Here is a 23,874-nt window from a genome sequence, read left to right on the forward strand (position 1 = left end):
AGAAGTTCAGGCTGAAAATTCTTTGATGAACTTTTGTACATATTCTGTATTTTTAGTTCTTTATTGAGCTTTGGTTTCGGGCTGAAAAATCATTGAATCCCCTGCCATCGCCAATGCGTAAACGTTAGGTGCAACCAATAAGAATGGTGCTTTGTAAATTATGACAGACATTAAAATTGAATATTATTTCAGGACATTAAATTTAGTTTTTGCGACTATTTTTTTTCTTTGTTGCATAGCAGGTGCCTCGTTTGTATTTTTTAAAATTTACAATGATAGTTTACCTTATGCAATTTTATTTTCAAGCCCAGTAATTATAATATTTATTGCATTGCCCGATTACTTGCGGAAAATGAAATTTGCAATTACTAAACAACCTGCTTTGATATTGAGTAGAGATTCTTTAATTAACAACAATGTAAACGATGGAGAATATAAATGGACTGAAATAAAAGAAATATCTCTTAAATTCATTCATTTGTTTTAAGACAAAAAAGAGAAGAGAGAAAGAATACTATTGAAAAATTATTTTTTTGAGAGCTGTTTTTTATTCGATTTATTCATCCAATTGAACTAATCCTCCAATCCTTTTCCATCAAGGATATGCTTCATGTATTTTTCAATTCTCGCTTCCCGAGTTGCAGCTTGTTTGGCGGAAGAAAAATAAAGCAGGTATCTACGTTGTCGTCCGGGTGTTAGTGCTTCAAACGCTTTTTTAAGAGCAGGAATTTGTTTTAATTTTAGCTGAAATTCTTCTGGCATTTTGAATTCCGTTGCCTTTTTCATAGGCACTTTTAAACCAGCTTTTTCTATTTTAATAGCATCCTTGATATAAGCTTTCAGAGTAGATTCCAAATCTATTATTTCCCGAATATTCGTAAATCGAATTTGTCGTGCTGCTTGCACATTTTCGGTTTGTTGTATCAGTATATCTTTGGGATCCTTTAACAAGCTGCCTTTGTGAAAAAGAATGGCGCAATAATCTTTAAAGCCATGTATTAACACTACGTTTTTATTCTCAAAAGTGTAACACGGTACGCCCCATTTTAATTCTTCGGTCAATCCGCAATCAAGAATAATTATTCTTAATTTCAGATATTCTTCCTGCCACTTGGTGGCTTTATTAAAATACCAATCTACTTTCGGATTCATCTCTTTTGTCAATTGAATTAGGGTTTTATTTAGCATCCAGAATAACTGGTTCAACTAATTTTGTTAATTTTTCTATTGATTCTTGCCATCCCAAATAACACATTTCGGTTGGTATAATTATCGGAATGTTTTCTTGAACTATTTTAATTTCCGTACCTACCAAAACTTTCTTAAGCCAAACAGAAGTAATCATTTCGCATGGCAAATTAGGAGCTTCAAACTTATTGGAATATTTTAAAAATTCATTCGGCTTTAGTTCCAAATACTTTCCGCTAAAAGAATGTCCGTTGCCTGTCGTAAAATTAATGAAAGACATTTTGTAATCTCCTCCAATTTTTACGTCCATCGTATGCACAACACCTACAAATCCATTCGGCGGAAGCCATGTTGCAAGTGCATTGGATTCGGTAAAAGCGCGATAAATTTTTTCAGTCGTTGTTTTAAGAACTCGCTGAATTGTGATGCTGTTGTTTGTCATATTGCTATTTTTTATACAAAACTAAAACAAAAATTAATTTTAGAATTTATGCTATTCATTAATTTATTGAAGAAATAATTTTACTATCCGCTGTTCTGAAATACCAAGATTGCAAAGTTAAAATTAGCAATCCAAGACTTGAACTTTTCTTAGTTTCTTTCATTTGGTTCAAGCCAAAAGAAAGAAAAAGGTAAAATAATAACAAATTTCTTTCTCTTCTAAAAACACAATTGAAAAATTATTTTTTCAAAGAGACAAAATAGTATTTCGCTTCTATGGAGCTAATATCTATTTCCGACTTTAACTATTATGATTAAATTCCTAAAGAGTTCGAATAAAGAATAAGTTTAAAAAAATTACATTTTTGGAGGTACTTCAATACCTAACAATCGCATAGAAGCAAAAATCGTATGCCCGATTTTTTCAGATAAAAGCAAACGGAATTTTTTCAATTCTTCGTCCTCTTCCTTTAAAATCGGCAATTCATGATAAAATTGATTGTATTCTTTTGCCAATTCGTATATGTAATTTGCTACTTCTGCCGGACTTAATTTTTCAGCAGCATCCTTTATTATCAATGGATACAGCAATACTAATTTTATTAATTCTTTTTCTTTCCGAATAATTTCTATGTTTGAAAAATTATTTTTTTGAAACGAAATCTCAGTCGCTTTTCTTAATAAAGATTGAATTCGTGCATACGTATATTGTATAAACGGCGCGGTATGTCCATTAAAATCAATAGATTCCTTCGGATCGAAAAGCATTTTCTTTTTCGGATCTACTTTCAAAATAAAATATTTCAATGCTCCGAGTCCGATGGTGCGAAATAATTTTTCGGATTCCTCTTTCGTAAACTCTTCCATTTTACCTAATTCCATGGAAGTTTCGCGCGCACTGTCAATCATTTCTTTTATCAAATCGTCGGCGTCCACAACAGTTCCTTCGCGTGATTTCATTTTGCCTTCGGGCAATTCCACCATTCCGTATGAAAGATGAAAACATTCGTTTGCCCAAGCGTAGCCTAATTTTTTTAGTGTCAAAAACAACACTTTAAAATGATAATCTTGTTCGTTTCCAACCGTATAAATCATTTTATTTACGTGCGTTTCATCGGCACGCAACACAGCCGTACCAATGTCTTGCGTCATATATACAGATGTTCCATCGGCACGTAATAGTATTTTTTTATCCAAGCCTTCGTTTGTCAAATCAATAAAAACAGAACCATCCGGATTTTTCTCTAAATGCCCGCCTTTCAATCCCTTTTCAATTATTTTCTTTCCGAGTAAATACGTTTCCGATTCGTAATATATTTTATCGAAATCAACTCCTAAATTTTTATACGTTTCTTCAAAACCTTTGTAAACCCAGCCATTCATCGTTTTCCACAAATCAATTACGGCTTTATCTCCGGCTTCCCATTTCAACAACATTTCTTGAACTTCGCTTTGCAACGGGTTTTTTTTAGTCGCTTCTTCTTCCGTTAATCCTGACTTTTGAAGTTTTGCATTTTCGAGTTTAAATTGTTTATCGTACTCCACATAATATTTCCCAACCAAATGATCGCCTTTTAAACCGCTTGATTCAGGCGTTTCGCCGTTCCCCCATTTTTGCCAAGCCAACATGGATTTACAAATGTGAACACCACGATCGTTCACCAAATTTACTTTCAGCACTTCGTTTCCGGCAGCTTTTAAAATTTCAGCCACGGCATAACCGAGTAAATTATTTCGAATATGTCCTAAGTGCAAGGGTTTATTGGTATTTGGCGAAGAATATTCCACCATTATTTTTTCTCCAGTACTTGGAATTTTAAAAATATCCTTGTCAGAAAAATAATTTTTCAACCAATAATTATTGCTGAACGTAATATTTAAAAAACCTTTTATAACAGCGTGATTTTCGATTTCAGAAATATTTTTTTGAAGATAATTTCCAATATCGGAAGCTGTTTGTTCTGGCGATTTACGACTCATTTTCAAAAACGGAAAAACCACCAAGGTCAAATCTGCTTCGTGTTCCTTTGTTGTCTTTTGAAAAATTATTTTTTCGGACGGTATTTTTTCGCCGTAAAGATGTTCAATGGCTTCGGCTGTTTTTTGAGAAAGTATATTTTCTATGTCCATAAATTTCGTTTCAAAAAATTATTTTTTCGAGACCTTAAAAATCTCGATTTAATTGATTGGTCGCTTTCAATAAAATCTCGAAAGCATTTTCTGCCATTAAATTTTCTTTGTCGAGTGTAGGATTTATTTCCACAATTTCGAAGCAACATACTTTTTTACTGTAAAACAATCGCGCAATTAAATTTCCAGCTTCTTTTTCAGTAATACCATTTTTAACAGGCGTTCCGGTTCCTTTCGAAATAGAAGAATCCATACTATCCACATCAAAAGAAACATAAATCAAATCGCATTTCTCCAATAAATTCAGTGCTTCAATGGCAACGCGCTCCACTCCTTTTCTGCGAATTTCGGCTACGGTAAAATTGCGAATGTTTTTTTTGCGTATTAATTCTTCTTCTTGCTTTTCGGTATCGCGCACAGCGATATAAATAAGGTCTGAAAAATTAATTTTTGGATGAATGTTTCCGATATTTTTCAATTTCTCCCAATATTCCACGCTCTCCGCATCCAGATTATTTACTTTAAATTCCAAGTTATCTTCCGCAGTAATTACTGCAATTGGCATTCCGTGCATATTGCCAGAAGGAGTCGTATAAGGCGAATGAATGTCTGCATGTGCATCAATCCAAATCACGCCAAGTCTTTTTTCAGGATATGCCATTCGAATGCCGCTGATGGTTCCTGCAGCCGTACTGTGATCTCCAGCAAGCACAATCGGGAAAACATTTTCTTGTTTAATCGTCTTTTCCACTTCTTTACTCACTCTATCCAAAACAGCGTAAACGCCATTGATACGTTTGGCATGTTCGTGCAGAATGGGCTCGAGCAATAATTTGTTTTCGTTGGGCACTTCTACAGATTTGTATTTCTTAAAATAAGTGCTACCGAAGTCGAGCGCCGCTATTTTAATCGCATCTATGCCCATACTTGCACCACGTGTGCCGGCACCAATTTCAGATTTAACTTCTATAAGTTTGATATTTTTCATAGATTCAATTCAGTTACTTTTTCTAAAAAAATGTAAAGTAAGTTATTTACATTTGCATCGTTATCAAAAAAATATTTTTTTAAACTCCTTTTTTACGCCATGGAAAACAGTTATCAAGACCTTATTGAGCAAACATTTAATTTTCCCCAAGACGGATTTCACATTGTTGAGAGCGAACTTTATTTTTACGATATTCCTTTAATGGATATCATTAAACAATACGGTACTCCTTTAAAAATTACTTATCTTCCAAAGATAGGTTCGCAAATTCAAAAAGCAAAAAAACTTTTCAATGTAGCGATGGCAAAAGCCGATTACAAAGGTAGTTATACTTACTGTTACTGCACAAAAAGTTCACACTTTTCTTTTATTATTGAAGAAGTATTGAAAAACGATGTGCATTTGGAAACATCTTCTGCTTTCGATATTCAAATTATTAAGGATTTGGCGAAACGCGGATTAGTGAATAAAGACAAATATATAATCTGCAATGGTTATAAACGTCCGATTTATATGCAATATATTTCGGAATTAATCAACGATGGTTTTCAAAATGTAATTCCGGTGTTGGATCATAAAAACGAATTTGATTATTATAAAAAACACTTAAAACAAAAATGTAAAATAGGTATTCGGATTGCTTCGGAAGAAGAACCTTCGTTCGAATTTTACACTTCGCGTTTGGGAATTCGGTACAAAGATATTTTGGATTTCTACAAAGAAAAAATTCAGAACAATCCGAAATTTGAATTGAAAATGTTGCATTTTTTTATCAATACAGGTATAAAAGATGCCATTTATTATTGGACGGAATTGACGAAATGTTTGAAAGTATATTACGAGTTGAAACAAATTTGTCCAGAATTAGATTCACTTAATATTGGCGGCGGTTTGCCGATTAAAACATCACTCGGTTTTGAGTATGAATACGAATACATTGTGGAAGAAATTATTTCGCAAATAAAAAGTTTTTGCGAGCAACACGAAATTCAAGAACCTAATATTTATACTGAATTTGGCTCGTTTACAGTTGGCGAAAGTGGTGCCGCTTTGTATTCCGTTGTGGATCAAAAATTGCAAAACGACCGCGAATTATGGTACATGATTGACAGTTCATTTATCACTACTTTGCCCGATACTTGGGGAATTAATCAACGTTTTATTTTATTGGCAGTAAATAAATGGGATACGGAATATCAACGCGTTAATTTAGGTGGACTTACTTGCGACAGTTTGGATTATTACAATGCGGAATTGCACGCTAATCAAGTGTTTTTACCGAAAGTAGAATCAACAGACAAAACACCTTTGTACATTGGATTTTTTCATACCGGCGCATATCAGGAATCGCTGGGTGGTTACGGCGGAATTCAGCATTGCTTAGTGCCAGCGCCGAAACACGTAATTATTGATCGTGATGACGACGGAGAAATTACCACCAAACTTTTTGCGAAAGAGCAAAGTTATAAATCGATGCTCAAAACGTTGGGTTATTAAGCTTCGAAAAAATATTTTTTTGAACATCTTTTTTCGGCATCTGATTTCGAATAAAATTTTAGTGAAATGAAAGCGTGATGAGTTCGGGAAGTTCCGAGCGTGCGAGGAAATCGCCCGACGAATAGCTTTCGGGAAGCTAAAATGAAATGAGAAATCACAGCCTTGAACTTTTTGTTTCTTTTTGGTTCAAGCCAAAAAGAAATTAAAAAAATAGTTTTTTGAAGAACATTTTTTTTCTCACACAGATTCTGAATCAAGTTCAGTATGACGTTTAAAAAAATATTTTTTTGAACGCTAAAATTTAGAACACAAAAAAAGGGTTTGAAAAAATAATTTTTCAAACCCTTTTTTATTTCCCTTTTAAAATTGCCAACATACTTCCGGTATCCGAATAAAAACAAGCATTGTGCAAGCCTACTAATTTTGTAGCCGTTGCAAAACCTTTGTGCAGCGTGCTAAAGCCGTATTGTTGCAAACGATTCAGAATAAAATTCATATCAGCATATTGTCCACTTTTTTGAATATGAATTATTTTTAATTGATGCGACTCGATACTTTTTTGCAAGGTTTTCGGAGAAAAATAATGAATGTGTTCTTGTGGTTTAAATTGAAACCAACGCTTCCGAAAAATGGAATGTTGCAAGGATGAAATATCCGGCGTAATGAGCGCAATAATTCCTTCGGGATGCAGCATGGATGCTAATTTTTCAAATGTTTTATCAGTATCGGGCAAATGTTCCAACACATCAAAAAGCGTAATTAAATGGTATTTTTTATCCGTCTGAAACGTATTGAAAGTGTTGGTATAAACAGGAATATTTTTTTTATTTAACACCTCAATCATCGCTGTATCCAATTCAATTCCTTGCACATCCCAACCTTTAGTACGAAGTGTTTCCAAAAAATAACCAGAAGCACAACCGATGTCCAAAACATTTCCTTTTTCAACCGTTAAAAACGGAGAAATATCTTTGAACCACCTTTCAAAATTTTTTTTCCGCAAGTGCGCTGTCGCTTCGTATTCTAAATAGCCGTACTGACTATTATTGAAATAATTTTCGGAATACAATTTTGGTAAATCTTCGTTGGAAACACGCGGATTCACATACACAAAACTGCACGAAAGGCATTTCACAATATCAAATCCTTTGATCTGATACAATTTTTTTCGCTCGCTACTTTTGCAAACTGCACAAGGATATTCTTTTTTTTGAAAACTCATTTTTGTGTTGTTTGAGTGGCTATCATTTTCGCTAAATTATTTTTAAAAACAGTATTATTTGGATCAATCGCCAAAGCTTTTTGATAATATTCTACCGCTTTCGCATTGTCTCCTTTGCTTTGATAAATCACTCCCATATTGCCATACGGATTGGCTGCACTCGGATCGTATTTCATCGCTAAATTAAAATTTTCCATCGCATTATCGTAATCCTTTTTTTGAAAATATTGTATTCCGATTCCGTTATACATATTCGATAAATTTTTTAAAATACTTTGGTTGTTCGGACTTTTTTGCAATCCTTTATTATAATAATAAATGGCTTTGGTATAATTATTTTCGTTTTGATAAGATGCGCCAATATTTACAATTGGATCTAAATAATTAGTGTCCATACTCAAGGCAATCGTTAAATAATGAATCGCATTGTCGTACTCCTTTTTATTGAAATAAATCACTCCTAAATTGTTTAACGCATTCGTGTATTTCGGATTTAGCGCAATTGTTTTTTGATACATTTTCATCGCGCTATCTTGCAAACCACATTCGTAAAACGTAACACCTAAATTATAATACGCATCCGGATCTTGATTATAAATAGCTAATGTTTTGGCGTATTCATTAACTGCTTGCTGAAACAATTGTTGTTTGTTTTGTGGATTAATAGCGGCTTCTGCTTGGTCGCGATAAGCACTTGCCAAAGCTCCGTGCGTTCGTGCGCTATTAGGCGAAGTTAAAACACCCGATTGAAAAAGTGTAAAGTTATTTTCCCAAACTCTGTTACGCGGAATTAAAATGAAGGCATAAACAATTAAAATTCCAATTAATATTGTATTGAAAGTGCTCGTTTGTTTCCATATTTTTTGGTGCGGATTTATTTTCAACGCTTTCGCGAGAAGCAATGGCAATGCGATACACAAAGCTAAAGAAGGCATGTACAAAAAGCGTTCGGCAAATGTAGAACCGATTTTAACAACCAAATTTGATTCTAAAAAAAGTGTGATTAAATAAAATAATAGTGCAAAAGCGTAAACGTCTTTTTTACGAATCTTCCATAAAATATAAGCTGCCATTGCGGTATAGAGCAGTAACGAAAAAATAGCAGACCAACTCGACCAGGTAACAATCGGAATTTGATTAAAGGAATAATCCCAACTGAGTGGATACGGAACGAATAATAAATAAATATATTTCCCGAGCATTTCGAAATTAGTGGCGAGCATGCTGGATGTACTTTTTGCTGCCATCAAAGCATTGTTCATCACCACAATTTTATCGTTAAACGTAACACTCGACAAAATCCAACTTCGGATAATCATGTATAACACAATCATTCCGAGAAAAGGAAGTGTGAGTCGAATTATTTTTTTTATTTCCATCGACGTAAAAAAATACAACATCAAAGGAATAATAAGCAGAAATGTCAAACCGTCTTCTTTCGAAAAAATGGCGCAGGTAAAAGCGATGAACGAACCGATGTAAAATATTTTTTCTGGCTTTTCGTAATAGCGCATCATTAAATAAAAAGAAGAAACGCCAAATAAAAGCACGAGAATTTCGTCCCGACTTTTTATATTCGCAACTACTTCGGTATGTACTGGATGACAAGCAAACAAGAGCGTTATAAAAATGGGAATGGATGCGTGATACTCTTTAAATAAAAGTTGCATCAATTTATAAAGCAACAGGCAGGTGAGCGAAAAAAACAAAACATTGAAAAAGTGACTCACGTGCGGATCCATCCCGAAAACCGATACTTCCGTCATAAAATCGAGCAAGGTTAAAGGACGATAATTGGAATCGTTTGCTTTGTTAAAACCATACAAAGAACCTTTGTTAAAAATATCTTTGAATGCCGAAAAACCTTGCTGTACAAAAACATTTTTCTTTGTGTAAATATCGTCGTCTAAGGCGTAATCGTGATTTAATGTATTGCCATACAACAAAAAACAAAAAAGAAAAATAAAGCTTGGAACTAAAAATCGTTTCGAAGGAAGAATCGAATCGTTTGCTTTTTTAGCTTGCGCGGAAGTTCCTTTGGATTGAGAAGGAATTGTCTTTTTGCCGGAAAATTTTTTTTCAGCCATTTATTTTTATTGCAATAAGATTGTGTTCACAATCACAACGGCAATTTATAAAAAGTTCTTTATCTAATCACAAGCAAACTAAAATTTTCAATTTTTACTTTCCTACCTTATATAATAAGATTGGAAAAGAAGAGCTGTCTTTACCCACCAATACAAGCAGCTCTAACAGCTTTGGGTGAATTTAATCTCCATTTATATCACGAATTGAAAAATTAAAAAAGCCAGCAATCAATTGAAAATGAAAGTGGAAAGAAGAAAACACAATTACCATTGTTGCTGTAATTGCGCTTTGGCATTTTAAAAAAAGGTGTATATTCGTATAACCTTTAAAACCTATTTATCATGAAAAACTGTGGTCGTTATTTGTACATAATGCCTATTGTAGGCGCTGTTGTGGGTTGTGTCATGTTATTTCTTTATCCGCATTTCCGGATTGAAAAAGCAATACTTGCCATTGCTGCTACTGTTATTCCTTATTGTGTGGCGAGTGCTTGCCAGAAATTATGCGGAAGTTCTTGCGGTTGCAACAGTAACTGCAATTGTAGTTGCTGCAACAATAAAACAGAAGCAAAATAAACTTTCTCTGATTTTTCTTTTCAAGAATAGATGAAAAAATATCCTTTCATACATTTGCAAAAATTATTTTTTGCAAATGCAATGCTTTTGTTTTCCTTTTCGGCATTGGCACAAAAGGATTCTACTTCCGGACAATTTTCATTGGGAATGCGCAGCACCATTAGCACATTTACTGATGCGGGAAGTGCTGGATTAGGCTCTGGTGGAGAGTTTCGTATTCGCGTAACCAAACACATGAATACAGAATGGTTTGCGGATTATATCAATACAAATATTCAAAATTTAGGTTTCCGCCGCGACGGACATATTGGTTGGTCGGTAGTTTTTTATTTGGATAAAAATCCACTAATGGTGGGCAAAGTAACGCCTTATATTTTAGCCGGACAATGTTTCGATTACACCAAAGTATATTCCGATTACACCAATACGAGTATGAATAGATGGAGTGCTGCTGCTGCGCAAGGTGGTTTTGGAATTACCTATTGTATTACTTCTCGATTTGATTTTTCAGTTTTATCGCAATACATGATGCACATCGGCACGAATATTATCACGCAAGTGGAAACGAACAATTTAGAACAAAATTATTTAAGTGTTACAAAAGAAAGTGGCGCTTCCTTGGATGGACATTTATTAATCACCTTCAGCGTCAATTACAGATTAGGGAAACTATGATGAAAAAATATTTTTTCGCAACCCTCTTTTTCGTATCCGGAACTTTTTGTTTGCAAGCGCAAAATGATTCTGGATTTGTACACAAAGGAATTTTGGCAGGCGTTGGAACCATTGGTGTTGGTGATATGTTCGCACATAATATTTCGAACGTTTACATTACTGGGAATTTAGAATATTATCCTGAAAAAAAAGTTTCTGTACGAGGCGATGCTTATTTTTTCCTCAATTCTCTCACTCAAAATAGTCCGCTGAAACAAAATAGTTCTATTTATTTCGGTGCGTTTTATCATTTCCCAACACATTCCGGATTTGATCCTTTAATTGGATTTCAGCCCGGAATTGCTTTTGCCAAAACCACCGATACGGCTTACGGAAAATCAGATCCAGGTTCTGCGGCGCCTTTGTTTTCCGTTGTAACGGGATTTAATTTTTTTGGCGATAAATGGTTTCACATCCAAGTAAATGTGCGTTATACGGTGGGACAAGAATACGATCAACAAAGTCAGTTTAACCTCAACGAATTGAGTTTTAATTTCGGCTTAGGTTGGAATATTGATTTATTGAGCAAGAAAAAATAATTTTCATTTGTCATTCTGAACGGTTGAAGAATCTATTTCACGCAGATGTTTTAGATTCTTCGTTTCACTCAGAATGACAAACTATTTTTTGAATGCTGTTTTTTTCATGAAAGGTTTAGCTACATAAAAATGTGCTCTTGATTTGAAATAGTTACAATTATAATTTTTGAACTGTGATATGTTACGTACACATAATTAAATCTATAATCAAGTCTAAATTTTAACCATTTTCCATTATTAATTTTTAATTCAATAAGTCCAAATTTTGTTGATTTTTTATCACACGCTAAATCTATCTCGCCAGCACAGCCAAGAGTTTCACTAGTAGTACATGTTTTGTCAAATATTTTTCCGCCATTAATTCTAATACTTACTTTATCATTTCTAAACCCGTCACACATCACAATTGGTACGCTATCTTCAATAAAAGTTGCTCCGTAATCGCTTTCGCTCGTTTTATTATTTAATGTATCATAAATGATTTTAATTTTTTCAGGACTACGCATTTGTGCGCCACTCTTTGTAGTAAAGAGTGATAAAATTAATAACAAAAATATTATTTTACTTTTTTTCATCTATAACGTTATTAGAAACTTGTTTTAATTGAGAAGAAATTACATTTACTCTTTTAATAAAAATACGTTTTTTATTCCTTCAAAAAATTATTTTTTTGACGCTGCTTTTTTAGGCTTCCAAAAACGTGTTTGAAAAATTATTTTTTCAATTTCGAATTCAATTTAAGACTAAAAAGAATGTTTATATTTGAAACAAAAATAAACAATATTGTTTTGGAAAGCAGTTGTTCTTCGCTGTTTTTTCGATTCAAAAAAATAATTTTTCGGATGATAAAAAAATATTTCGCATTTATTTTTGTTTTAAATTGTTCTTTCGCTTTTGCACAAAGTGTTTACGCGCCCTTGGACAATGATTACAATTCCTTAATTGATCGTTACGAAATCGAATCCGGCAAATTTGCCGATAATTTATTTACTTCTGTAAAACCTTATCTGCGAAAGGATGTAGCACATTTAGCAGATACCCTTTCTAACAATACAACACTCCATTTTTCTACCGTTGATAAACGCAATTTGAAATATTTACAAGATGATAATTGGGAATGGAGCAACGCTAAAGATTCCGGAAATGCTATGCATCCTTTTCTGAAAAAATTGTATCAAAAAAAAAATGCATTCTACACATACAATACAAAAGGGTTGCAATTTCAGATAAATCCTGTCGCGTGTTTTTCGTACGGCAAAGAAGAAGTGTCTCCCGCAAACCCTGATTACACGCACGATTACATCAACACCAGAGGTTTTGAATTACGTGGCGTAATTGATAATAAAATTGGTTTTTATACTTTCCTAACCGACAATCAAGCAGAATTCCCGGAATACGTAGCGAACAAAGTTGCTTTAACCACCGCCATTCCGGGAGAAGGGTTTTGGAAAAATTTTAAAAAAACAGGATACGATTTTTTTACGGCAAACGGCTATTTCGATTTTCATATTACGAAACACATTGTAACACAATTCGGGCAAGGGAAAAATTTTATCGGCAATGGTTATCGCTCGCTCGAACTCTCTGATTTTTCCAGCAATTATCTTTTTCTGAAAGTAGATACAAAATTTGGAAAATTTGATTACGTCAATATTTTTGCACAAATGGTGGCGCAAGATTTAAACGCAAACGGAATTCCTTTAGGCGATGTAAATTATCCGCGAAAATACATGGCGCTGCATTATTTAACGTTTAACGTAACCAAGAATTTTAACATCGCCGCATTCGAATGTATTACGTTTGGAAACACGGACAGTATCAACAATCGCCAGTTTGATTTGAATTATTTGAATCCCGTTATTTTTTACAAAGCTGTTGAAAATGGCTTGGGTGCGCCTGATAAAGATCACATCGGTTTTGATGCCAAATGGAATTTCGCACATCATTTTTCACTTTATGGATCGGTGTTTTTGGATGAATTTAATATTGATGAAATTCGTGCAAATACAGGCTGGTGGGCGAACAAACAAGCTGGGCAAATCGGAATAAAATACATTAACGTTGCCGGAATCAAAAATTTAGATGCACAATTAGAAGCCAATATTGTACCGCCTTATACGTATACTCATTTTTCTTTTTCCAATGCGCCTAATAATTATTACGCCAATTATGCCAATTATACCAATTACGATCAACCGCTGGCAGACCCGAATGGCGCCAATTTCAAAGAATACATCGGCATTTTAAAATACCAACCATTTTATCGTTTTACGTTTACCGGAAAAATATTTTACACGATTATTGGCTTGGATGAAAATGGAAAAGATTACGGAAGTAATGTGTTGTTGAACAGTAATAATCGCGCAAACAATTATGGAAATTTTATTGGACAAGGCGCGCGAACAAGCATTGTTTATGGAAGTTTCACCACAACATATCAAGTAATGCACAACATGTTTTTAGATTTATCTTTAATTATGCGAAAAGAAAATAGTCAATTAGCAAGTTACACCAACAACGAAAATATTTTTTCATTTACCTTTCGTTGGAACATCGCTCAACGATTAAATGAATTTTAATTCTTAATTAACACATTTGAAAAATTATTTTTTCGAAGCCTAAAAAACGAATCAAAATAATTTTTCAATTCTATTTACTGAATAAAAATATTCTTTTTGAAAAATGAAACACTCCTATTCTATCAGCGGAATGACTTGTTCTGGCTGCCAAGCAAAAGTTCAGCACTTACTTTCAAAAGTAGAAGGTGTAAAAAATGTGCGCGTTGATTTAGAAAAAAACGAAGTAGAAGTTGAAATGGGAACACACATTTCTACCGATTACTTAAAAGCGGCGTTAAAAGAATATCCGAAATACCAACTCAGCGAAAAAAAAATTCCGAGCGTACTTATTTCTGAAACAACCGACACTCGAACATGGTTTGAAATCTATCAACCTATTTTATTGATTTTTTTCTATATCAGCGCTATCTCAATAATAGCAAGTATATCCGCCAATTCATTTAATTGGATGCGCGCCATGCGTATTTTTATGAGCGGTTCTTTTCTTGTATTTTCTTTTTTTAAAATGCTTGATTTAAAAGGCTTCGCAGATAGTTATGCCATGTATGACATCTTTGCAAAAAAATGGAAATCGTGGGGTTTTGTATATGCCTTTTTGGAAGCAGGCTTAGGAATTGCTTACGCAGCCAACCTTTCTCCCATCATCCTAAATAGTATCATGATTATTATTATGACGATAAGTAGTATTGGTGTTATAAAAAGTGTGCTCAGTAAAACGACTATTCGCTGCGCTTGTTTAGGTGCTGTTTTTAATTTGCCGATGAGTACCGTTACAATTATTGAAGATGTACTGATGATTTTTATGGGCATCATTACATTGCTTTTTTTACATGGATAAAATGGAAATTTTTTTTTCGAAATCATTTTCTGATTTTCAAAATTAATTTTTCAAAAAAATAATTTTCTGAACGCCCTATATTATCAATACTTTCCAACTATGTTTATTTTTTATTTTTTCAAAACAGAAAATAAATTATTCAAAAAATATTTTTTGTCCACTACAAATTCGATAAATATAATCCGCACCTTATCAACAAATTGCTGTTGATAAAATAAGCAGGTACAACTTATTTTGCATTCTTTATTTCTCTTACTTCGTATCAAATAATTAAAAAAACAAAAACCATGGCTAAAAAAGTAGTTAAAAAAGCAGCAGCTCCTAAGAAAAAAGCAGCAGCTCCTAAAAAGAAAGCAGTTGCTAAAAAAGCAGTTGCTAAAAAAGCAGCACCGAAGAAAAAAGTAGTTGCTAAGAAAAAGTAAAAAAAGCCCCGAAAATCGGGGCTTTTTTTTTGCTCTTTACTTTCCTTTTCAACAATTATTTTTTCAGTAACACGCCAATCCCTGGTAAATTGTTCAGTAAAATTTTTCCGTTTTTTATTTCGAATCCTTCAAAAAAATCATTTTTAATAAGTGCAGGTCCGTCTAAATCTGCCCAATCTGTTAAGGGTGCTAACTGTGCTGCCGCAGCATTTGCGCAAGATGTTTCAGACATACAACCAATCATTATTTTTAAATTTAATTCGCGTGCGCGCACAATTATTTTTAATGCTTCGCTCATGCCAGTGCATTTCATCAATTTAATATTGATGCCGTGAAACATCTGTGCGGCTTCGTTTACATCGCTGAGTCGTTGAATGGATTCATCACCAAAAAGTATTATCGGACTTTTTTCTTTCAGCCATTTCATTTCGTCTTTCATTTCTTTCGGCATGGCTTGTTCCACAAATAAAATATTTTTTTCGTGTAACCAACAAAGCATTTCATGTACAAAAATTTTATCTTTCCATCCTTGATTTACATCAATGGCAATAGGTTTATCGGTAATGCTGCGAATAAATTCGATTCGTTGTTTGTCGTTTGCACTACCCAATTTTATTTTTAAAATTTTCCAATCTTCGGCTTCTTTAATTTTTTGTTCCAACACTTTTGGTTCGTCCATACCGAGCGTAAAAAAAGTGAGCGGCATTTTTTCGACATTAATGTCAAGCATTTCGTGACAAGATTGTTTTTTTATTTTTCCGAGTAAATCGTGTAAGGCAATATCAATGGATGCTTTTGCAGCAGTATTATTTTTTGCAAGCGCATCTATTTCTTGCATTATTTTTTCGATGTTAAAATCATCTGAATTTTTTTCAATAAGCGGGCTTGCTTTTTGCAAAAATGAAATTACACTTTCGTGTGTTTCGCCCAGATAAGGTGGCATGGAAGCCTCTCCAAAACCGATACAATTTTCGTGTTCTATTTCCGTAATCACAATTGGTGTGCGTGTTCGCGAGCCAACAGAAAGTGTGAACGGATATTTGAATTCCAGCCAATGCGGCGTAAAACGAATTTTCAAAATATATTTTTTTGAGAAAAGCGAATGTACTATTATTGTATTGAAAGAAGAATGCCTTGTGAAATTTATTTTTCTATACCTTTGTTCGGAAAACTAAAAAACTATGAAAATGAAAAAGATGTACTTACTTGTTTTGCCTTTGGCACTTTATTTAGGAAGTTGTAAAAATGGAAAAAGCGCAGACGATTCTGATGTAGTACCTGCCGGAATGGTACAGGTGGATTTGACTTCGCGCGGTGGACTTCCGATTACAATTGATATTCCGGATACGGCTCAAAATAAATTAACGATTACGGTTCAAAGTTTTGGTGAAACAGATATTACGATTGGTACAAATTTCGCCATCGCTATTTCTGAAGGACAAGGCGATATGAAATTAAAACAAGCCGACATTGCAGGTAACGATGTAGATAAATTTCAAAAATACATTACGCAAGATTCTACTACACTATTATATGAATCACAAATTGTAAAACCAGAATTTCATTTTTATACGATTGTGAAAACTGGTAAATCAGCTTACGTGGTGCAAGATATGACGAGCGATATTTATCCGCAAGACGCAATACAAACAATGCTTACTTCTGCGAAAACAATTAAAGCAAAGGCTGTAACGCCGAAAGCATAATTTTTTTCCAATTCTTTTACTTGATTAAAACGTCCTTCGAAAAATTATTTTTTTGAAGGACGTTTTTCATTCTGGAAAAATTATTTTTTTGAATGCGAAAAATGGAATACAAAATTTCGCCCACAAAAAAGTCCTTTGAAAAATTAATTTTTCAAAGGACTTTTTTAGTATTAAAAAAACTCAGCAGAAAATTAAGCTTCTACTTTTGGTTTTGAACGTTTGCGATCTCCTTCTTCCAACACAATTTTACGCAAACGAATAGATTTTGGTGTTACTTCCACATATTCATCTCCCTGAATATATTCCATCGCTTCTTCGAGTGAAAAATTAATTTTCGGAACGATACGCATTTTCTCATCAGTTCCAGAAGCACGCATATTCGTTAATTTTTTCTCGGTACAAATATTTACCACTAAATCATCTGGACGAATGTGTTCTCCGATTATTTGTCCTGTATAAATATCTTCTCCAGCTGCGATAAAAAATTTGCCTCTGTCTTGTAATTTATCAATCGCATACGCAACAGCAGTACCTTTATCTTTAGAAATAAGTACACCTGCAATACGTCCCGGAATTGGACCTTTCCAAGGCATATATGCTTTGAAACGATGTGCCATAATTGCTTCTCCGGCAGTAGATGTCAAAATATTATTTCTCAACCCAATTAATCCGCGCGAAGGAATTTCAAATTCTAAATGTATCAAATCGCCTTTCGGAACCATGATTAACATATCGCCTTTACGTTGACTTACCAATTCGATCACTTTTCCAGAAGTTTCTTGCGGAGTATCAATACTTAGTGTTTCAACCGGCTCGTGTTTCATGCCGTCAATTTCTTTTAAGATAACTTGTGGTTGTCCTACTTGTATCTCGTAACCTTCTCTGCGCATTGTTTCTATTAAAATAGATAAATGCAGAATTCCGCGTCCGAAAACCAAATACGAATCAGGAGATCCTGTTTCTTTCAAACGCATCGCGAGATTTTTTTCCAACTCTTTATAAAGACGATCGCGCAAATGGCGTGAAGTAACAAACTTTCCTTCTTTTCCGAAAAACGGAGAATTGTTAATCGTAAAAAGCATGCTCATCGTTGGCTCGTCAATGCTGATAGGTTTTAAGCCTTCTGGATTTTCATAATCCGCAATGGTATCTGCAATTTCGAAACCTTCAATTCCGGTAACGGCACAAATATCTCCGGCTTTTACAACGTCTATTTTACGTTTTCCCAATCCTTCAAAAACAAATAAATCTTTGATTCTTGTTTTGATAATTTTTCCATCTCTTTTTACCAAAGAAATCGGCATATTTTCTTTTATCTCTCCTCTAAAAACACGGCCAACAGCAATTCGTCCTACAAAAGAAGAATAATCCAAGGAAGTAATTTGCATTTGCAAAGTACCTTCATTCATTGGTGCATCCGGAATGTGTTCGATGATACAATCCAACAATGGCGTGATATCGGTGGTTGGTTTGTTCCAATCTGTCGACATCCAACCTTGTTTGGAAGAACCGTAAATAGTAGGGAAATTCAATTGTTCCTCGGTTGCATCCAAATTGAAGAACAATTCGAAAACTGAATCGTGTACTTCATCTGGACGGCAATTTGGTTTGTCTACTTTATTGATGACAACGATTGCTTTTAATCCCAATTCCAAAGCTTTTTGCAACACGAAACGTGTTTGTGGCATAGGTCCTTCAAAGGCATCCACCAATAACAAAACGCCATCCGCCATATTTAATACTCGTTCTACTTCACCACCAAAATCAGCATGTCCGGGAGTATCAATGATATTTATTTTAGTGCCTTTATAAACTACCGACACGTTTTTAGAAAGAATCGTAATTCCTCTCTCGCGCTCCAAATCATTGCTATCGAGGATCAATTCTCCCGATTCTTGGTTGTCGCGGAAAAGTTTTCCTTGAAGTAAAATTTTATCTACTAAAGTCGTTTTTCCGTGATCGACGTGGGCAATAATGGCAATGTTTCTTATTTTTTGCATAATACTATTTTTAAAAGAGGTGCAAAAGTAGCCTTTTTTTGGGATTTTTTACATAAAATGATTAGATACCCTGAAAATAGGTTTGAAAAATTATTTTTTTGAAGCGTCTTTTTTTCATTCGCGAAATACTAAAACAGAAAAAAGCACGTTTAATAAACCTTATCTTTGCATCCTTATTTTTTTATTTTGTCTCTTTTGGAAAAAGAAAAACATACCAATATTTTACTCTTCAGTATTGATTTTGAAGACATCCGTATGCTGGTTCCTGACGGAATGAAATACAGCGAACGCGTTCCCGCGATGATGGAAAAATATCTCACTTTCCTTCAGAATAAAAATGCCAAAGCCACTTTTTTTGTGGTCGGAAATACGGTAAAATTATATTCTTCTCTTTTAAAAGACATCGCCAAAGAAGGTCACGAAATTGCTTGTCATACACACAATCATATTCCTTTAGATCAACACACAAAAGCTTCTTTTAGAGAAGACATATTGTTAAATATTGACGCGTTGACGAGCATTGGTTGTGAGCAACCGAAAGGTTTTCGCGCGCCGGGATTATCGCTCACTGCAAAAACACAATGGGCGTACGATGTTTTGCAGGAATTGGGATTTACCTATTCTTCGTCTGTGATGGCTACTAACAGTGCCTTTCACAGTTGGGCAGATTTCGGAAAAGAGTTTAAAGAAGTAAAAAAAGGTTTTTGGGAATTGCCGCCAACGCTGATGGAAAATAATTTTTTGTGTTTCCCTTTTGCATCGAGTGTATATTTTCGATTTCTTCCGGCATTTGTTTCGCGTAATGCGCTTCGTATAAAATTCAATAAAAAAAGTCCTATTATCAGCTATTTTCACGCATTCGATATTGATTACGAACAGGAACATTTTATGCATCCAGGCGTAAACGACAATCGCTTATTTAATTTTTTGATGTATTACAATCGTAAAGGAATGCTTGAAAAATTTGAAAGTGTTTTGCCCGATAATTATACGATTATGCCGCACGGCGAATACGTAAAAAATATTTTAATGCAGACGAACAAAATCAAGCCGATTGTTTCCAAAACAGCAGTCGATATTGGATGTACAGCCACACCGCTACACACGGAAGTGCTTTCAGCGAATACGGCAAAATAACGTGCATCCGCACGCTTAAAGGCACAGCGTCGGACGATGCGAGGCAAGTCAATATCAAAACAAACCCCAATAAAATCATTTCCGTTTTTTTAGGTGTAACCGCCAAATACCAAATTCCTACGCCAAATAGCGCAATAATGTACGACGGCGACTCCGCCATGTGATTGAAAATAACACTCCAAATTAAAAAAGACGCCAACCAAAAAATACGAAAATGTGCGTTCTTGAAAAATTTTTTTTTGAAAAAAGGAAGTACTAAAATAAAGGTTCCGAAAAGTTCTATCCACAAAGTCGGCGGCTGAAAATGAAACCACGTTTTTAAAATGCCTATCAGCGAAACCCCCGTTTGATCGGCTTGAAAAGCAGTTGTTAAATAAAACCAACTTTGGTATAAAAAACTCAAATGCTTGAAAGAAATAAAAATCAAAGGCAGTAAAAATAAAAGGAGCATCCAAAAAATCGTCGACAAAATAAATTTTATTTTATCTGGATACATCAGAAAAAAAATGCCCGCAAAAATGCCGTAAATTTTAATGTAAAACGTAAGCACCAAAAAAAGTGCCGCCAAAAAATTATTTTTTCGTTCCAAAAAAGCAAACGTGAAAATAAGAAAAGAAACCACCAGCGTATTGGTTTGCATATTGGTGAGCGAAGTATTGAATTCCATGAAAATAATGAGGAATAAAAAAAACTTTTTTCGAACGTCGAAGGGCAACATTTTAATAGCAAAAAAGATGCAAATCCCATTCAAAACACTCCACAAAATCATGCTTGGGAATATTGGCAACAAGGCGAAAGGTGCCATCAACACAGCAAAAGTAGGGCTGTACAAAAAATAATCTCGGTACTCGTGCGAATATTTAAGGTATAAATCTTGGTAATTTATCAGATGAAAAAAAGAATTTCGGAAGATGATAAAATTGCCGTAATTGGCTGCACCTATTAAATGGCGCTGGATGGCGATGCCTGCCGAAAAAAGAAACAGCATCACGAAAATAAATTTTTCGTTGTAAAAAAAAGTTTTTGAAAAAATATTTTTCATCTAAAAGAATGTAAAAATAAAAACGAATATAATTACAAAAATATGCTTTGAAAAATTATTTTTTCAAAGCAGGATTTAACTCAAATGCTTTACTAAAAAAGGGCTTTGCTTTTTCCGGTTCATTCATGTTTTGATAGGTAATGGCAATATTCAAATAAGATTGCGCATCGTTTAAATTCAATTGCAACGCCTGATTAAAGGCATTCAGCGCATTCGAAAATTGTTGTTTCATTGCGTAAGCGATTCCTAAATTTTGCCACGATTTTACATCTTTAGGATTGTACAAAACTGCTTTTTTTAGATAATAAATCGCTTGGTCGTAATTGCCTTTTTCTTTTCCATAAACGGAGCCAAGCAAGCCTTGTGTAAAAATATGTGTTGGATTTATTTTTAGTACTTTTTGAAGATAAAAAATCGCAGAATCAGGTTGCTTTTCGACATCATAAATCCGCCCTAAATTATAATAGGAAGTAAAAAAATCAGAATCAATTTTAACCGATTTTAAAAATTCGGATTTGGATGTTTCGATCCTTTTTTGCTCCAGCGCATCATCGGGCATTTTGAGAGCTGTAATGAGCAATGAATTTCCATAATAATAATGCGCCTTGGCGCTGTTCGGAACCGTATTTACATCCGTTGAGAAAAGTGTAATATTGTCTTTCCAATCTCTATTCCTCGCAATTATTTCGATTGAAAATAACATCAATACAAGCGATAAAAAAAGAATAATTGGTTTTGAAAAATTATTTTTTTGATGCACTTTTTTTTTGGATAAAAAATTTAAAAAATAAGCTGCAGCAATGCAAAATGCAAGCGATGGAAGGTATAAAAATCGCTCTCCCATAGACGCTCCGATATTGAAAAAAATATTAGAAACAATTGAAAAGGTAGTTCCGTAAAATAAAATGCAATAAGCAAGAAGGTGTTTTTGTTTTGTGTTTTTTATCGCCCACAACATTAAAAAAAATACTATTACAAAAGGAATTATTGCTTTTAAATTCACAAAATTGATAATAGGGATTTGGTTAAAAGAATAATCTGCAGAAAGCGGATACGGAAAAAATAGCATCCAAATGTATTTTCCGCTGATGTAAGATACGGTTGCCATGTGCTCCAAAAAAGAGGTATGTACAAAAGGATTTTCCAATACATCTGTACTCGCTTTTGCGCCAAGACCGACCATGGCTGTTCGTAAAATCAAATAAAATAATGCAGTAATAAAAAATGGAATACTTTTTTTAAAGCATTTTCTACCGCTCGTTTCATCTGTAAAAAAATAAGCCGTAATAGGGATTACAGCGATAAAAGTAATTCCGTTTTCTTTGGATAAAAGTGCAAGGAAATAAAAAAAACATCCGTAGAAAAAATATTTTTTCAAACCTGTTTTAAAAGCTTTCAAGCCAAAGCGCAAGGTATAAAGTAAAAATAGAAAAGAAAGAATTTCATCTCTACTTTTGATATTCGCCACCACTTCAGTATGCAGCGGATGCGCCACAAACAAAAGACTTGCGACTAAAGCGATGAAAGGTTTTTCCGGAAAAAAATCGAGCAACAACAAAAATAAAATGACGGAACTCAGCGCATATAACAGCACATTGATCAGGTGAGAAGGATGTGGATCGTTTCCGAAAAAATGATGTTCTACAGCAAACATCACTAAGGAAAGCGGACGATAACGACCACCGTTCAAATCCAAGGATTGTCCATAAATACCAGAAAAAAAATCGGTACTCATTAATTCTGGAATGCCTTTTAAACCTTGTTGCGTATAGGTGTTAGAGGTAATAGCAACTTCGTCGTCGAAGGCATAATTATTGGGGATGGTATTGGCGTAAAGGACAAGAGAAAAAAGGAATAATAAGAACATCCATTTATTTTTCCATGTTCTCGAATGGCTTGCTAATTGAACTTCTTCGGAAGTTTTAATTATTTTTTGTAGTGAAATTTTTTTCTTGTTTTTTTTATTCATGCTTCGCAGAATTTAAAAAAGCAATCCTCTTTTAATTGAGTTTATACTTCCCAGAGAGTTTGAAAAAAATAATTTTCAAGAGCGAGAAACTCATCGTTATTCCGTGTAAAAACACACGAACGCTTTGTCCATCCTTACTTCTAAGCTTTACGGAAATTCGTTTTATTTCGTATTTCTTTTTCAATGCGATGTAGAAAAGTTCTACGTCCATCGCAAAACCATCAATCCGCGAAAGCGAAAAAAGTTCGTCCGCTGCTTCTTTACTAAATCCTTTGATACCGCATTGTGTATCGTACCAACCGCCCACAATCAGCGTTCCCACCAAATAACTAAAAAATTTACTGCCGATATTTCGCAAACGCGATACATCTTCAAAATAAACGGAGCGCATCATTTTGCGATCGCCTACTACCATGCCAATTTTTTGTTCGCTTAAGAAATAAAGCATCGTGTCAATCGCTTCGTATTCGTAAGGAATATCAGCATCGGTAAAAATTTTATATTTTCCGCAAGCCGCATTCATGCCGGTTTTAATAGCAGCACCTTTGCCTTTATTTTTTTCGTGAAAAAGATAAAGGCAATCTAATTGCTGTGCGATATTTTTCAATCTTCCGTCGTCGTTGCTGCCGTCATCCACAATAATTACCTCGTACGTGCACGAAAGTGTTTGCAAATGTGTTTTCAGTTTCGGAAAATTTTTTTCGAACACATCAGCGCATTTATACGCGGGAATAATTAAACTTAAAACAATATCGCTGCTCTTATCTGCCATAATTTCTGGAAGCCCAAATATCCATTT

The 23,874-nt window shown here is 34.1% G+C and carries 22 protein-coding genes; 10 read left to right on the forward strand and 12 right to left on the reverse strand.

Going from position 1 to position 23,874, the window contains the following annotated elements; translation table 11 throughout:
• Positions 1-352: 352 nt before the first annotated feature.
• Complete coding sequence (locus ABIZ51_11725) at positions 353-487, forward strand: hypothetical protein (GenBank protein MEO7089453.1); 135 nt, start codon at positions 353-355, stop codon at positions 485-487.
• An 86-nt stretch (positions 488-573) separates the two neighbouring features.
• Here the strand turns inward: ABIZ51_11725 and ABIZ51_11730 are convergent, their stop codons facing one another.
• The 4 genes from ABIZ51_11730 to rocF form a co-directional block, all read right to left on the reverse strand.
• Positions 574-1,152 (reverse strand): YdeI family protein, encoded by a 579-nt coding sequence (locus tag ABIZ51_11730; GenBank protein MEO7089454.1) that lies wholly within the window; start codon positions 1,150-1,152, stop codon positions 574-576.
• 25 nt (positions 1,153-1,177) lie between these two features.
• Positions 1,178-1,630, reverse strand: coding sequence for an SRPBCC family protein (locus tag ABIZ51_11735; GenBank protein MEO7089455.1), 453 nt, complete (start codon positions 1,628-1,630; stop codon positions 1,178-1,180).
• 356 nt (positions 1,631-1,986) lie between these two features.
• A complete protein-coding gene (gene argS / locus ABIZ51_11740) occupies positions 1,987-3,759 on the reverse strand; it encodes an arginine--tRNA ligase (protein MEO7089456.1) in 1,773 nt (590 codons plus the stop codon).
• Positions 3,760-3,793: 34 nt separating this feature from the next.
• Complete coding sequence (gene rocF / locus ABIZ51_11745) at positions 3,794-4,747, reverse strand: arginase (GenBank protein MEO7089457.1); 954 nt, start codon at positions 4,745-4,747, stop codon at positions 3,794-3,796.
• 99 nt (positions 4,748-4,846) lie between these two features.
• Between rocF and ABIZ51_11750 the strand changes: the two genes are divergently transcribed.
• On the forward strand, positions 4,847-6,244 hold the full coding sequence (locus ABIZ51_11750; GenBank protein ID MEO7089458.1) for an arginine decarboxylase: 1,398 nt from the start codon (positions 4,847-4,849) through the stop codon (positions 6,242-6,244).
• Positions 6,245-6,593: 349 nt separating this feature from the next.
• Here the strand turns inward: ABIZ51_11750 and ABIZ51_11755 are convergent, their stop codons facing one another.
• On the reverse strand, positions 6,594-7,466 hold the full coding sequence (locus ABIZ51_11755; protein MEO7089459.1) for a class I SAM-dependent methyltransferase: 873 nt from the start codon (positions 7,464-7,466) through the stop codon (positions 6,594-6,596).
• Positions 7,463-9,553 carry a tetratricopeptide repeat protein gene (locus tag ABIZ51_11760; GenBank protein ID MEO7089460.1) on the reverse strand — a complete coding sequence of 697 codons (2,091 nt, stop codon included), beginning with the start codon at positions 9,551-9,553 and terminating at the stop codon, positions 7,463-7,465. The genes ABIZ51_11755 and ABIZ51_11760 overlap by 4 nt, the downstream gene beginning before the upstream one ends.
• 342 nt (positions 9,554-9,895) lie before the next feature.
• Here ABIZ51_11760 and ABIZ51_11765 point away from each other — a divergent pair, with 342 nt between their 5' ends.
• Genes ABIZ51_11765 through ABIZ51_11775 form a run of 3 tightly spaced genes read left to right on the forward strand, consistent with a single transcriptional unit; the run spans position 9,896 to position 11,382 of the window.
• Positions 9,896-10,129: a hypothetical protein gene (locus tag ABIZ51_11765; GenBank protein MEO7089461.1), complete on the forward strand. Its 234-nt coding sequence runs from the start codon at positions 9,896-9,898 to the stop codon at positions 10,127-10,129.
• A 30-nt stretch (positions 10,130-10,159) separates the two neighbouring features.
• Entirely contained in the window at positions 10,160-10,804 is a 645-nt protein-coding gene (locus ABIZ51_11770; GenBank protein ID MEO7089462.1) for a hypothetical protein, read from the forward strand.
• The gene (locus ABIZ51_11775) at positions 10,804-11,382 is read left to right on the forward strand and encodes an outer membrane beta-barrel protein (protein MEO7089463.1); all 579 of its coding nucleotides are present in this window, start codon (positions 10,804-10,806) and stop codon (positions 11,380-11,382) included. The genes ABIZ51_11770 and ABIZ51_11775 overlap by 1 nt, the downstream gene beginning before the upstream one ends.
• Before the next feature lie 119 nt (positions 11,383-11,501).
• Here ABIZ51_11775 and ABIZ51_11780 read toward each other — a convergent pair whose 3' ends face one another.
• Positions 11,502-11,957 carry a hypothetical protein gene (locus ABIZ51_11780; protein ID MEO7089464.1) on the reverse strand — a complete coding sequence of 152 codons (456 nt, stop codon included), beginning with the start codon at positions 11,955-11,957 and terminating at the stop codon, positions 11,502-11,504.
• 267 nt (positions 11,958-12,224) lie between these two features.
• On the opposite strand from ABIZ51_11780, the gene ABIZ51_11785 reads away from it, so the two are divergent.
• The 3 genes from ABIZ51_11785 (at position 12,225) to ABIZ51_11795 (ending at position 15,221) form a co-directional block, all read left to right on the forward strand.
• On the forward strand, positions 12,225-13,961 hold the full coding sequence (locus tag ABIZ51_11785; GenBank protein ID MEO7089465.1) for a hypothetical protein: 1,737 nt from the start codon (positions 12,225-12,227) through the stop codon (positions 13,959-13,961).
• A gap of 103 nt (positions 13,962-14,064) precedes the next feature.
• Positions 14,065-14,799 (forward strand): cation transporter, encoded by a 735-nt coding sequence (locus tag ABIZ51_11790; protein MEO7089466.1) that lies wholly within the window; start codon positions 14,065-14,067, stop codon positions 14,797-14,799.
• Positions 14,800-15,086: 287 nt separating this feature from the next.
• Positions 15,087-15,221 (forward strand): hypothetical protein, encoded by a 135-nt coding sequence (locus ABIZ51_11795; protein MEO7089467.1) that lies wholly within the window; start codon positions 15,087-15,089, stop codon positions 15,219-15,221.
• Positions 15,222-15,276: 55 nt separating this feature from the next.
• On the opposite strand, the gene ABIZ51_11800 is transcribed toward ABIZ51_11795, so the two are convergent.
• Entirely contained in the window at positions 15,277-16,299 is a 1,023-nt protein-coding gene (locus ABIZ51_11800) for a dipeptide epimerase (GenBank protein MEO7089468.1), read from the reverse strand.
• Positions 16,300-16,408: 109 nt separating this feature from the next.
• Here ABIZ51_11800 and ABIZ51_11805 point away from each other — a divergent pair, with 109 nt between their 5' ends.
• Positions 16,409-16,927 (forward strand): hypothetical protein, encoded by a 519-nt coding sequence (locus ABIZ51_11805; protein ID MEO7089469.1) that lies wholly within the window; start codon positions 16,409-16,411, stop codon positions 16,925-16,927.
• A 191-nt stretch (positions 16,928-17,118) separates the two neighbouring features.
• On the opposite strand, the gene typA is transcribed toward ABIZ51_11805, so the two are convergent.
• Complete coding sequence (gene typA, locus ABIZ51_11810; GenBank protein MEO7089470.1) at positions 17,119-18,927, reverse strand: translational GTPase TypA; 1,809 nt, start codon at positions 18,925-18,927, stop codon at positions 17,119-17,121.
• Between the two features lie 195 nt (positions 18,928-19,122).
• Here typA and ABIZ51_11815 point away from each other — a divergent pair, with 195 nt between their 5' ends.
• A complete protein-coding gene (locus tag ABIZ51_11815; GenBank protein MEO7089471.1) occupies positions 19,123-20,064 on the forward strand; it encodes a polysaccharide deacetylase family protein in 942 nt (313 codons plus the stop codon).
• Here ABIZ51_11815 and ABIZ51_11820 read toward each other — a convergent pair.
• The 3 genes from ABIZ51_11820 to ABIZ51_11830 are packed head-to-tail and all read right to left on the reverse strand — an operon-like array spanning position 19,973 to position 23,847.
• Positions 19,973-21,106, reverse strand: a complete 1,134-nt coding sequence (locus ABIZ51_11820) for a glycosyltransferase family 87 protein (GenBank protein ID MEO7089472.1) — start codon at positions 21,104-21,106, stop codon at positions 19,973-19,975. The genes ABIZ51_11815 and ABIZ51_11820 overlap by 92 nt on opposite strands.
• 55 nt (positions 21,107-21,161) lie before the next feature.
• On the reverse strand, positions 21,162-23,075 hold the full coding sequence (locus tag ABIZ51_11825; GenBank protein MEO7089473.1) for a tetratricopeptide repeat protein: 1,914 nt from the start codon (positions 23,073-23,075) through the stop codon (positions 21,162-21,164).
• Positions 23,076-23,106: 31 nt separating this feature from the next.
• Complete coding sequence (locus ABIZ51_11830) at positions 23,107-23,847, reverse strand: glycosyltransferase (GenBank protein ID MEO7089474.1); 741 nt, start codon at positions 23,845-23,847, stop codon at positions 23,107-23,109.
• Positions 23,848-23,874 lie beyond the last annotated feature (27 nt).

The sequence above is a fragment of the Bacteroidia bacterium genome (genome assembly GCA_039924845.1).
Taxonomy (GTDB): Bacteria; Bacteroidota; Bacteroidia; order DATLTG01; family DATLTG01; genus DATLTG01.